Origin of the sequence: Peribacillus sp. NPDC096379 (assembly GCF_044762875.1) — a bacterium.
Taxonomy (GTDB): domain Bacteria; phylum Bacillota; class Bacilli; order Bacillales; family DSM-1321; genus Peribacillus.
The window spans coordinates 147,359-159,941 of record NZ_JBIWFD010000005.1 but is presented as its reverse complement, the minus strand read 5'-3'; the positions used below and the strand labels follow the sequence as shown (position 1 = coordinate 159,941).

Annotated in this window: 10 protein-coding genes and 2 pseudogenes; 1 reads left to right on the top strand and 11 read right to left on the bottom strand. The window is 35.2% G+C overall.

The window, feature by feature from the left end; translation table 11 throughout:
- Positions 1–13: 13 nt before the first annotated feature.
- The 4 genes and pseudogenes from ACIQZI_RS20280 to ACIQZI_RS20265 all read right to left on the bottom strand — a co-directional run.
- Positions 14–1,963, bottom strand: a complete 1,950-nt coding sequence (locus tag ACIQZI_RS20280) for a beta-glucoside-specific PTS transporter subunit IIABC (protein ID WP_403076594.1) — start codon at positions 1,961–1,963, stop codon at positions 14–16.
- Positions 1,964–2,729: 766 nt separating this feature from the next.
- Positions 2,730–3,626, bottom strand: a complete 897-nt coding sequence (locus ACIQZI_RS20275; RefSeq protein WP_403076592.1) for a MurR/RpiR family transcriptional regulator — start codon at positions 3,624–3,626, stop codon at positions 2,730–2,732.
- Between the two features lie 1,208 nt (positions 3,627–4,834).
- A complete protein-coding gene (gene fbp / locus ACIQZI_RS20270) occupies positions 4,835–6,766 on the bottom strand; it encodes a fructose-1,6-bisphosphatase (RefSeq protein ID WP_403076589.1) in 1,932 nt (643 codons plus the stop codon).
- Positions 6,767–6,894: 128 nt separating this feature from the next.
- A pseudogene (locus tag ACIQZI_RS20265) lies at positions 6,895–7,102 on the bottom strand (fructose-bisphosphatase class II); the annotation flags it as partial.
- A 23-nt stretch (positions 7,103–7,125) separates the two neighbouring features.
- On the opposite strand from ACIQZI_RS20265, the gene ACIQZI_RS20260 reads away from it, so the two are divergent.
- A complete protein-coding gene (locus tag ACIQZI_RS20260) occupies positions 7,126–7,329 on the top strand; it encodes a type 2 periplasmic-binding domain-containing protein (RefSeq protein WP_403076586.1) in 204 nt (67 codons plus the stop codon).
- 391 nt (positions 7,330–7,720) lie between these two features.
- On the opposite strand, the gene ACIQZI_RS20255 is transcribed toward ACIQZI_RS20260, so the two are convergent.
- From ACIQZI_RS20255 to ACIQZI_RS20225, 7 genes and pseudogenes are all read right to left on the bottom strand, one after another.
- A complete protein-coding gene (locus ACIQZI_RS20255; RefSeq protein WP_403076583.1) occupies positions 7,721–8,449 on the bottom strand; it encodes a Fic family protein in 729 nt (242 codons plus the stop codon).
- A gap of 55 nt (positions 8,450–8,504) precedes the next feature.
- Positions 8,505–8,627, bottom strand: coding sequence for a hypothetical protein (locus ACIQZI_RS20250; protein WP_403076580.1), 123 nt, complete (start codon positions 8,625–8,627; stop codon positions 8,505–8,507).
- Between the two features lie 17 nt (positions 8,628–8,644).
- Positions 8,645–8,782 (bottom strand): annotated as a pseudogene (locus ACIQZI_RS20245) (hypothetical protein); the annotation flags it as partial.
- Between the two features lie 741 nt (positions 8,783–9,523).
- The gene (locus ACIQZI_RS20240) at positions 9,524–9,676 is read right to left on the bottom strand and encodes a hypothetical protein (protein WP_403076578.1); all 153 of its coding nucleotides are present in this window, start codon (positions 9,674–9,676) and stop codon (positions 9,524–9,526) included.
- Between the two features lie 271 nt (positions 9,677–9,947).
- Entirely contained in the window at positions 9,948–10,196 is a 249-nt protein-coding gene (locus tag ACIQZI_RS20235; RefSeq protein WP_403076576.1) for a ferredoxin, read from the bottom strand.
- 32 nt (positions 10,197–10,228) lie between these two features.
- Entirely contained in the window at positions 10,229–11,245 is a 1,017-nt protein-coding gene (locus ACIQZI_RS20230) for an NAD(P)/FAD-dependent oxidoreductase (protein WP_403076573.1), read from the bottom strand.
- Positions 11,246–11,432: 187 nt separating this feature from the next.
- Complete coding sequence (locus tag ACIQZI_RS20225; RefSeq protein WP_403076570.1) at positions 11,433–12,581, bottom strand: aromatic ring-hydroxylating oxygenase subunit alpha; 1,149 nt, start codon at positions 12,579–12,581, stop codon at positions 11,433–11,435.
- Positions 12,582–12,583: the final 2 nt, after the last annotated feature.

Below are 12,583 nucleotides of genomic sequence, written 5' to 3'. Positions count from 1 at the left end.
AGTTATAAACTCCTTATTGTCTAATTTTAAAAATTTCTTTTCCTGTTTCAATAATTTCATCTTTTTCAACTATTACATCTACCGCTTTATATGACGCAGTATTGGTTACAACTACTGGCGTGACCAATTCATATCCTTCCTGAACGATTTTTTTCATGTCAAATTTTATTAACAGTTGCCCTTTTTCTATTTTTTCGTTAATTTGAACAGGACATTCATAATATTTTCCATTAAGTTCTACTGTATCCATACCCACATGAATCAGTACTTCAACCCCATCTTCTGAGACAAGACCAATCGCATGTTTTGTTTCAGGAATCATTACAACGGTCCCATCGAATGGGGCTCTTACTTCACCAACAGAAGGAAGTATGGCAATTCCTTTTCCCACAGCTTCACTTGAAAAAACAGGATCTTTTATATCGGATAATAATTGCAAGCTACCAGGAATAGGTGAATTGACAATCATCTCTTTGGTTTTATCATTTCTTGTTTCAGCATCATTAAATTTAGTGTTTTTAACTCCAGCTACAATATTCAGATTTCCATCACCTGTTATGGTAACTACCTCTTCCTTATCCCTGTAGATGATTGCAGTAAGAATAAATGTGATTAAACAACCTATAATAATACTACTTACTATTCCAATGACACCATTCATATTCCCTGTATTAGGATCAATAAAGTTTGCAATTGCAAAAATACCAACTCCACCAGAATAAATACGTAATTTCATCATTCCGACCAATGCTCCACTAATACCAGCTCCCACACAGGCACAGAAGAAAGGAGATTTCTTAGGAAGATTGATTCCATAAATAGCCGGTTCTGAAACTCCAAACAGTCCGGAAATTGCAGCTGAAGCACATAAACCTTTTAGTTTCTTATCCTTTGTTTTTAACCAGACAGCGCAAACTGCAGCAGCCTGATTAAATGGTGCCACGAAATTTGGTGTAATTACCGTATCATATCCTAAAGTTGCAAAATTGTTATATCGAATTGCTGCGTAACTCCAGTGTAATCCAAAAATAACCAGAATCTGATGAACGAATCCTAATATCGCTCCAGATAACCAAGGAGCTAGATCGTAGATACTAACAGTTACATTACCAAGCATTTGGGATAATGTACTTGTAATTGGTCCTAAGATTAAGAAAGTTAAAGGTATAATAATAACCAATGTGAAAAAAGGCACTAAGAAAGATTTAACTACAGTTGGAATCACTTTTTTCAATTGTTTTTCCAGATATGCTGCAGCTACTACTGCGATAATCGCAGGTAGAACAGATGATGTATAGTTTCCAGTAGTAGGAAGAATCATAGGAATACCCAAAACTGTGGAGTAATAATCCAGTCCCATGATATTTCCAATAACACCCCCGTTTGAAATTCCTACAATAACTGGTGAACACATTGTCAAACCAATCATAAGACCTGTAAATTCATTTAGTTTGAATTTTCTTGCCGCTGTAAAACTGACGATAACTGGTAGAAAATAAAATAATGCATCACCTGTATTATATAGAAGAATATATAATCCATCTGTCTTTGATAACCAGCCAAATCCAAATGACATGGCTAGAAATCCTTTCAGCATACCACATGCACAAAGCGTACCGAGCAGTGGTGTAAATACCCCAGTCACTATTGAGATAAATTTAGCCAAGATTCCTTTAGGAAGCTCTTCATTTTCTTCTTCTGAATCTTTATTGGATAACTTTGCAATAGAAACAACGGCATCGTAGACATTTGGTACCTCCTGTCCAATAACTACTTGATATTGTCCTCCAGATTGAATAACGCTGATGACGCCATCAGTGTTTTTTAGAATCTCTGTTTGCGCTTTGCTTTCATCTTTCAGACTAAACCTTAATCTAGTCACACAATGTGTCAAGCCTACAATATTAGATTTACCACCAACATTTTGAATGATGATTCTTGCAAGCCCATCATATTTTTTCATATCGTACCTCCATGTTCTTCTATTTCCTTATAGCCAATTACCTATTTGATGGTACTAGTGTAGCACGTTCAATATAGAACAGCGTTTCGTAATTTCGGTCTTATAATCGCAAAATCATAACACGATGTTTTATTTTAAATTTATCCAAAAACAGTGATTTTGATATGTTTTTCTAGCTAAAAAAGGGAAGGCACTCTATCACAAATGTATGCCTCGCATGGCAAATACATTTATGATAGAGCCCTTCCAACAGAACGTATATTATCAAGAATTTATGGATTAATAAAGGGAACAGAAAATCTAATTGAGTTTGAGGAATAGCTGCAAAGGAATAGAAGAGATTTGAAAAGTCCCTATCGGTTATTATTCCTAGTAACAGCAGCCATTGCATTTATGTCACCAAAAACAGAAAAGAAAAACAGCTTTTTTATAACGTTATCCAACGTGCACAAATAATTAAAAATAACAATAAAAATGTATGTATACCGATTTTCATCAGGAATAAGAACTATCTTAAATAAAGATTCACAAGAAATCCATCATTTCAAATATATAGAAAAGGGATATTCTAACCAACTGGTATTAAAACTTTGAACAGGTAACTGGGTTGTTCGAGAATGATATTAATTTCACACTAACACCCTGTTTTACGCTGTTAACGTTTATTTAGAAGAAAGAAATACCGATGTATAATTTTCGCAATTTTTGATCTTTTTTTAAAAAATTAATTCGTATAAATGTTTTTATATTGATTTTATCACCTTTATTATTTTGTATTTTCCTCCATAATTCCTTCAGAAGTTGACACGCGATTTCTTTCAACTTTTCGAGAAATATCAATTTTATATTCCATATTCTTATCATATTCCACATTAAAATAACAGGAATAAAGAATATCCAGCAATAAAGCGATAGAAGATTCTGTCGCATAAGAAGCAATTTTTGAGTAAAGACGTTCTCTTGATGCGATAGACAACGTGCAATCTGCAGAATTACGAAGCAGATTTTCACCTAAACTTGTTATACCAATGATAGATACATCAGCCATTTTTAATTCTCTAGGTAAGGATATAGGCATTCTGTTCTCATCATTTCCAGAATAGGAAATAATGATTGCACAATCTCCTTTCTTTAATGTATATGATAATAATTTCATTTCTGATTGCGTGATAATCTCTACTGGTTTTCCTATTTGGATCATCTTGTGCTGGAATAGCTGTGCTAAAAAACTGTTAACACTTACTCCAAACATGCATACTCGATTTGCGCTTTTTAATATGTCTGCTGCTTTTGTTAATGAATATTCATCCAATAGTTCCAGAGTTTCCTTCATACTGATTGTTTTTATTGTATTTATTTTCCCAGCTATTTGCATGTATGTATCGTTTTGTGAAAATGGTATATTCATATCTCCATCTTGTAAATGGTTATCCATATAGACAATCTCTTGTTTATATCGTGAGATAAAATCAGTCCATCCAGAAAAACCTAAATTTTTTGCTACTCTTACTAACGTAGACTTAGAAGTATAGGTGGCATCTGCAATTTCCTGCATCGAATAGTTATTTAATTTTCTTCTTTCTTTTAAGAGGAAATCTCCAACAGTCCTTCTAGCATCATTATATCTATATGTTAACTGCTCGATTTTTTGAACTATTAGCATTGTAAACAAACCTCCTAAACCCAGTCACCACTTAGTAAAATACTATAATCGTCAAATTTAACCATCTTCTCATCAGGAGATCAAAAGCATCAATTGCTTATATGTCAGTTTCTGTTTTCCCCCGTGATAAAGGTTCATGTTTCCATGTACCCTAAACCCCATTTACATATTTCATGTAAGATCGGCATAAGAGATTTTCCTCTTTCAAGAGATAATATTCCACTTTAGGTTGTATCAGCGGGTATCATGTCCTATAATAAGATCATTGCATTCAAGTTCCTTTAACCTATCAAATTGTTACACCATTCAAAGCTCTCTTCAATCAACGATAATACGTAAGCAAATGGTTCAATATCCATATTCTCACACAATTCCTCTATTTTATACTTCTTTATAATAGTATCTATTAAAACAGTAAGTTCTTTTTAAAATAATATACACTGATTATAGTAATTCTGCAATAAAGTAAACTTTAAGTTTACTCTTTTCAGTCGATTTAAAAAAATTCAAATGATATGTTTTTATCAATTACCAAATTCAAAGGACTAATTCAAGTTGTCTCGGAAACCTAAATTTTCTGTTAATTTAAAATATTTTAATTCATCAACATCTTTTTCTAGCATTGCCTTCATTACTGCGGAGAACCCAGATAATGGTTCTGGTGCAAAAAATTCAGGGCAATTGCAAGTAATCTCTAAACCTTGGACATACTGATACTATTGGGATACCGCCACATTCCCCTAAAACATAGACAAGCTGCCTAGTAAAAAAATCGTATTTTAATAGGCTTCTTTGACATGCCTACTTTTTCATCACTCGCTAGTTTGAACCAAGAGTTCTTTCTTATCTAGTCATTTACGTTGTTAGCTTGATGGGTATGTGACGGTACCCTTATAATAACGGGACAGTCCAGAAAGTCAGTAAAAACTAACTTTCTGGACTGTCCCTAGAAATTGATTAAACTAAAATTTTTAGAATTAATTTAAGATTTTTTACATAATTCCTTGTATATTGGCCATTATCTTTCGATTCATCGACTTTTATGGTAATTGGTTTTAATCTCTTGGCTGATCAAATCGCGGCTTCCTGTCGTGCAAAATTAGGAAGAGTTATCCTTGGTTGTAAAAGTGAAGGCCCTGCTTGTTAACACAATGTTACTAAGCATTACTCTATATTATAGAATCTATTAAATAGTAATGCTTGATAACTCAATTCATATAGCGATATTCCATAAGACTTCGCAAAATAGAGACTTCCTGCAATAATTCCTCTCCAACATTCGTTTCTAGAACCTTTTTTCTTTCTAGTTCTTTATCCACCAATCTTTTTACTGATAAAACATCAGTTCCATTTAGCAGAACATCTTCTTTTGAATTAAAATGTTTATGCGCGACAAGTTGCATACCGTAGGAATTATATAATAAAGTGTATCCAGCAATCCCTGTTTTTGATTGATAAGCCTTAGAAAAGCCTCCATCAATGACAATCATCTTTCCATTTGCTTTAATTGGATTTTCTCCGTCAATTTCTTTAACTGGTGTATGGCCATTTATTACATGCCCTTGATCAGGATTAAGATCAAATTCTGTTAGAATTTTGCGGCAGGTTTCCTCATTTTCACGTAAATGGTAGTATGGATTCTTTCTCTCCTTGTGGGTTGCCTTATCCTTAATGAAATATCTTTCAAAGGTTGTCATTTCTCTTTTTCCAAAGAGTGATGAATATTCTCCTGTCCATAAATACCAGACCATATCTGTTGCAAGATCATTTGTCTCTTCGGGATGTGCAAATGCATGTCGTAAATAATGTTCAAAAATATCTAGTAAATCACGACCTGCATAGGTTTTATTTTCAATCACCATTTTTTCCATATTTCCTTTTTCATTTAAAGGAATACAGCCATGTATTAATAAGTTCCCGTTATATTTCAAATAAAGACTGCCTTTCTTCATAAGAAACTTCATATGTCTTGCTAACTTTTCTGAATGTTGGACAGAAAATAAAAGCTTATCCAGCACTTGCTCTTCTTCCTTCAATAGTTGATCAGCTTGTCCTTGATTTACCGTTGCAAAGCAAGTATTTTCTAGTGGGTACGTTTTCCCATGAATTGTTATTTCGTTTTTGCCATAATCAATTTTCTCCAGCAAAAGCCTTTCTGACATATTAAAGTTCGGGCGTCTCTTTATGATAGAGCTTTCAAGTTTGAACTGAATCATGGCAATGGCTTGATGAATTTTTGTAATTTGTAATAGTTCATGATTAGATAGTTTTTTATCTGAATGTCTCTTCGGTCTAAAGGCTGGATTGTCCTCATAGTATTTCTCCGCAAGATTAAGAAGTGGTCTAAGATTGATTCCATACACATCTTCAATAATATCCAAATTGTCGTACCTGGCACATATACGAATAATATTAGCGAGACAAACCTTTGAACCAGCAAAGGCACCTAGCCATAGTACATCATGATTTCCCCACTGAATATCAACAGAATGATAATTGATTAGAGTATCCATGATTTTATCAGGCTCTGGTCCGCGATCATAAATATCTCCCACTACATGAAGATGGTCAACAACCAACCTCTGAGTACTATAAGCAAGACCTATAATAAGCTGATCAGCCTGTCCTAGGGAAATAATTTGCTGGACAATTTTTATGTAATACTGTTCCTTATTCGTGGATTCATCCGTTTTGTATAGTAGCTCTTCTATAATATAAGCAAACTGATTAGGCAATGCTTTACGTAATTTTGAGCGTGTATATTTGGAGGAGGCATAAGAAATGAGCTTAATCATATGATCAATAATTTCTGTATACCATTGGTTTAATTCTTGTTCCTTATCAAAATCATTCTTTATTATCTGCAATTTCTCTTCAGGATAATAAACTAATGTCGCCAATTCATTAATTTCTTTTTCTGATAATACATCGTTAAAAATATCTCTTATTTTCTCTTTTACTCTCCCCGAACCATTTCTTAACACACGTTGAAAGGCTTGATACTCCCCGTGTAAATCACTGACAAAATGTTCTGTCCCCTTTGGTAGGTTAAGAATGGATTCAAGATTAATAATTTCAGTTACCACTTTTTCTTCACTATCATATTTTTTGGCGAGTAAATCTAGGTGTTTTGTGTTCAAGATCATGCATCCCCTTCAATTCCATCTAAAAGATTCCGAGTAAATACTTACACTAGAAAACTAAAATTGAGATTTTAACTATAATAACATTTTGATACAATTTTTGCTTGGCGATTGGATAAACTTCATTTCAAGGCAACAACCGCCAACATCCCTTCAGGAGCTTCTCCAGAACCAAGCATGATATCCACGCCTTGTATTCTCAATATCTGTATTAATCGCTGCTGCAACATCCCCATCTTCAACTAATTTAATTCGAGCACCAGAACGAACCTCTTGAAAGATTTGTTCATGCCGTTCTCGGTTTAAAATAGCAACAACCAAATATTCAATATCGAGTACATGATGATTATACGATTATGTCTATGATTGATCAGGCGCTAGGCATTTCTATTTTACCAAAACTTGTTTTAAGTAAATGCTCGTATAATATTGTAACGAAAGAAATCTCTCCATCTGTCATTCGTACTATTAGTCTTGCATACAAGGACAAAAGGGTATTGCCAATAGCAAGTAAATATTTTATTGACTTTATCATTGAAAGATATAGAAATCCTTTATGAAGTTTAATTAAACTTCATGTACACATAATTAAAAAATACATGGAAACAGTAAAATGTTAAATAATTAGTATAAGACATTCTTTCAAGGTATTTCTTTTTGGCTTTCAAATCATGTAATCAAGTTTCGTTATGAATAACTAAGATCTTCATTTAAATATCTACCATTCCTTTATTAAACAATCTGACCCAATTGCTGAACAAGAAAAAATCCTGCATATCAATACAGGATTTTTGATCAGATTTTTTTAGAAATATCGCAACTTTATTCAAAGCTTCACGTTTTTTTATAAACATCGTGTGAATCTATGTTTATGGCAAACAGAGTGAATCCATTTTGAAAAAGGATTGATCAATTTTAGTGGTGCTTCTCGACCTAAACACACCAATTATTTCAATATATAGCACTTAAATACAGATTTAGTGAATCTTCTACTTCTTTTGCAATTAACTGAATGAAATCACAATAATCCTTTGTCGTATGAGATTTATCTAAGGCTTCATAATAAGCTAATCGGTTTTCCACTTTAATAACAACTGCAGGAAAACCTGCCTTCATCAATTCTAAATTTAAAAGAAGTCGAGATGCACGCCCATTCCCATCAATGAACGGATGGATGCCAACGAATATTGCATGCAACATAACTCCTCGCTCCACTGGATGTAACTTTTGTGCCTCGGTGTCATACCATTTAATCAACTGTTCCATTTGTTCCTTGATTAAATAAGGTGCTGGAGGTATATGCTTTGCCCCAGCAATAAACACTTGTTGGTCACGATACACACCTGCGTAATCATCAACAATACCTTTTAAAACGAGCCGATGGAGATTTTTTATTTGCCATTCTGTTAGTGGCTCTCCTTTTTGCACAATTTCGTAAACGTACGCAATCGCATCTCGATGATTGATGACTTCTAAATGCTCTCGCATCGTTTTACCGCCGACAGTAATCCCTTCTAACACGACCTTTGTTTCGTTCATTGTTAATGTATTACCCTCAATAGCATTGGTATTATATGTCCATTCAAGCAATAGCTTTTCACGTAAACTCTTTAGCGTATATTTTGGCAATGGTCGTAAGGTATCTAAGCTCGCCTTTTTCTTATTTATTTGTTCAAACATCTAATTTCACCTCTATGCGCCGTCCTAATTTCTTATCTCAATTTTACACTAACTGTTAAATAAAAACAGCTTGCATTATTTCAATGATTAGCAAGCTGAAAACGTACATAATAACCAAAGCAGCAGCGACAAATACAATCATAAAAAATAAGAAATTTTTCTTTTTGATTGGCTCCATACCCTGCACCCCCGTTTCTAGATTTGTCTAAAACCTAAGAAAGGATATAAGTTTTTCCATTCTTCAACAGACAAATAAGAAGTACTACCACTGCTGTTTGCATTGATAAATTGACCATTCCCCACATAGGTGCCGACGTGAGAAACCCCAGGCTTAGATGTAGAGAATAAACGAAGTCACCCGGCTTCTGAGCTTCTGAAGCGGTACGTTCAAAACCGCGGGCTGTTTGGCCAGCGACTGTACTTTTGTTGATTGCCTATAAAAAACTGAGAAAAACAGTAAAATAGTAAGTAAACAGCATATGAGGCCGTTTTCATCGTCTTTGTTATCGTTTTCATTCCGAATGTTACCGATTTCAACAGCGTTGTTAAAATATTACTTATAAACCATAATAAGAGTATAAGAAAGGGGATGATATAAATGAAAAATTTCGTAGACACAGTTAAGTGGGGTATGAATATGTATGCAAATGCACTTGAAAGAATATGGGGAAAGTAATTGTAAAACCAAAGAAAATAATCGCATAAATTAGAAAGGGGATGACACATTTGAAAAAGTTCTTAGAATCATTAAAGTTCGGAATGGATATGTACGGGAAATCACAAGAATTAATGCGTAGAAGATAATTGAAAAACTAAATACAGAAAACATCTAACCAATTCTCAAGATATACTGAGAATTTTTTTATAAATCTCAATGAATCTGTCTCCACGCTTATATGACACCTTATCTTGTCCGCCCCTGTTCCTAAAAAAGCACGAAGGAGCAGACTTCTGGTCTTTTCCCCTGCATATAACACTCCGTTCCCCCTTTTATCTTGCTCTTCTTGAATATCCTGAGAAAAACATAAACGTCAAATAATACTATCGAGATGGCATTGCCATTTTTCAAACATCTCAACAAGCTGTGGGAGCAATTGAGATTGCCCTAATGGTTTCGATTTTCTCTGCACAATAAGCAAGTTCTTTAGCAGATGGAACTATGCTACCTGTAGCTGCTACATCTCGTTCATCACTTGTGTTTAACATCCGTTTAATTTTAGCCCTCATCCATGTTATCTTTTCATTGTTAATGAAAAAAACGCAATAATTGAATGAAACGAACAATAAGAAAGAGTAAAGGCAATGGTTCTAAAAAGGATTATCGCCGTGAATATGGCAAAAGTCATTTTTCACACATCCCCGTATAAAGCTAGATGAAATGACAAGGTTGTTTTATGAAAAAAAGAACTGGTTCTACGAATATGTGTAGAGTCAGCTCTTTTTATATCTCGAGCGTCAAATCTTTAATTGATGCTCCCTTTAGTAAAAATCCATCTGTTTATTCGAATTTATTTGCGTCACTGTCAAACTGGGCTTTTGCAACTTTAATAGATCCACTTGGGCAGCTTTCCAATGCATCTTGCATATCTTCATGAAGGTCAAAAGGAATTTCAACCATCCCTCTATTAGCATCCAAGGTTACGAAAGCAATCCCTTCCTCATCATAATCGTAGATGTCAGGAGCACATGCTCCACAAGTCCCACAAGCGATGCATGTTTCCTGATCAACCATTGTGTACTTGGCCATTCATATACCCTCCTGCAGAAAAAGTGACAAAGCTAACGAGTTGTGACGAAATCTGGTTTTTCCAAATTCATTGACGTACTGTGGCCTGGTTGTAATTTAGCTTCAGGATCGATATAGGCTTTTGCATTATTCACCGCAGTTGGCGCTTCCCCGAATCCAACTGCAATTAACTTTACTTTCCCCGGATAAGTAGTAATGTCCCCTGCCGCGTAAATACCAGGAATTGATGTTTCCATTTTTGAGTTGACTACGATACTCCCTTTTTCTATCTCTAATCCCCACTCTTTAATAGAGCCAAGTGAAGATTTAAAACCGAAATTCACGATGACCGCATCCACTTCAAGGATTTTTTCTTCTTGAGTTTTACTAGTAGAAATGACCAGCTTCTCAATCCTTTCGTTCCCTATAAGATCCTTTACTTCATAAGGTGTCAAAATATTGATGGTAGAGTTTCTAAGATTTTCTACACTATGCTCATGAGCACGAAACTTATCTCGGCGATGAATAATATGAACCTCTTGAGAGATAGATTCCAACATAAGTCCCCAATCAACAGCAGAATCCCCCCCGCCAACAATCGCAACCTTTTGATTCGCAAACTGATTCAAATCTTCAACAAAGTAATGAAGATTCTTTCCTTCAAATATTGCTGTTTTAGGATGGTCTAGCCGTGTTGGTTCAAAGGCACCTACCCCCGCTGTTAGAATGATCGCCTTTGAAAAGTGAACACCTTTGTTTGTTATCATTTCAAAATGACCGTCGAGTTTTTTTATATATCGAACACGTTCCTCTAAACAAACGGTCGGACTAAAATGAAAAGCTTGTTCTTTTAAAGCATGGATTAGTTCTTTAGCACGTATTTTGGGATAACCAGCAATATCGTAGATAAATTTCTCTGGGTAAAGGGCAGCTAATTGTCCTCCTAATTGTGGCAGACTCTCAATAATTTTCACTGTGCATTGACGCATTCCGCCATAAAAGGCGGTAAATAAACCAGTAGGCCCACCGCCAATAATGGTAAGGTCAAACAATTGATCATTCTGGGACATACCATTCACTCCTCAAAAGGATAAAATCTCATATCTATAATGATTTATAGTAAGATTCATATGAAACTAAGAGTCTAAGTTAACAGCTATCATTCCGGTATTTTCCAAAATAGTAGATTATCTTGTTATACGTTTCTGACTAACACTTCACTTTAGAGGAGATCACATCCTACATTAGATTTTTCTGTTAGGCATCTTTCATACCAACGGACTCTAAAACATAATCGTAAAATTTAGATACGTGATGTTCAATTGGTACTAAGATTCCACCATTTTTATAGGCTTTTGAGCCCATATTATCTTGACACCATTGACAAGCTTCGAAATCCTGCTCGTTCACGCGATGGAATAGTTCAACAGCGTCCATTGGATCAAAATCTGGTTTGGCCATTTCTTCAGGATCGAATAGCCAATCACAAATCACAATCGATCTTTCCGCACTTATTGGAATAATCCGGTGCGTAATAACATGATCCGGTGTTAAGTTGATGAATACATGCGGAATCATGGTCATGCCAAAATATAAACGGTCATCTTCAGGAAGCAATCCTTTTAACATCGGCCTATTGCCTTTCCCGCTAATGGAGAAGGCTTCTAAATTTTCATTAAAACTGGCCCCTAGACCCACTTGATTTTGTGTTCCGATACCTGATTTGAATTCAGGAAGAGCTGCTGTTAATTCAGGGTGAATGGCCGAGCAATGGTAACATTCCTGGAAGTTTTCTACAATGATCTTCCAGTTTGCTTTCACATCATACTCCTTAGAGTGAGCGACTCTTAACGTTGGAATTTGGTATCTGGCGAATGTCTCAAGTTCGCCAAAGCGATCCATAATTTGCGTGTCTAATTGCTGTTCCACCGACTCTGGATTTTCAGAAAAATTCAGCCAGATCAAGCCATGCCAGGTTTGAAGATGTACTTCTTCTAAGCCGTACGTATCATTATTCACTAACTCTTCATGGCATTCACTTGACTTGGGAACGCCACGTAAAGAACCATCAAGTCCATAACTCCAAGAGTGATATGGACAGCGGATGATCCCTACCTTGCCAGAAGGTTCGCTGCAGAGGGTTGCTCCACGATGACGGCAGGCATTTAAGAAAGCACGGAGCACATGGTCTTTGCCCCTCACAATCAGAATATTTTCGCCCTCAACTCTTGTTGTAATATACTGACCTGGGTTCGCTACCTCATATTCATAGCCAACGAAAAGCCATGATTTTGAAAAAATCTCCTTTTTCTCCAATTCAAAAATGGCTGGGGATGTATAAAATTCTCCTTTTAGTGTAGATCTGATTTTACCTTTACCATTTATCACGCTTTGATCCATCGCCATCT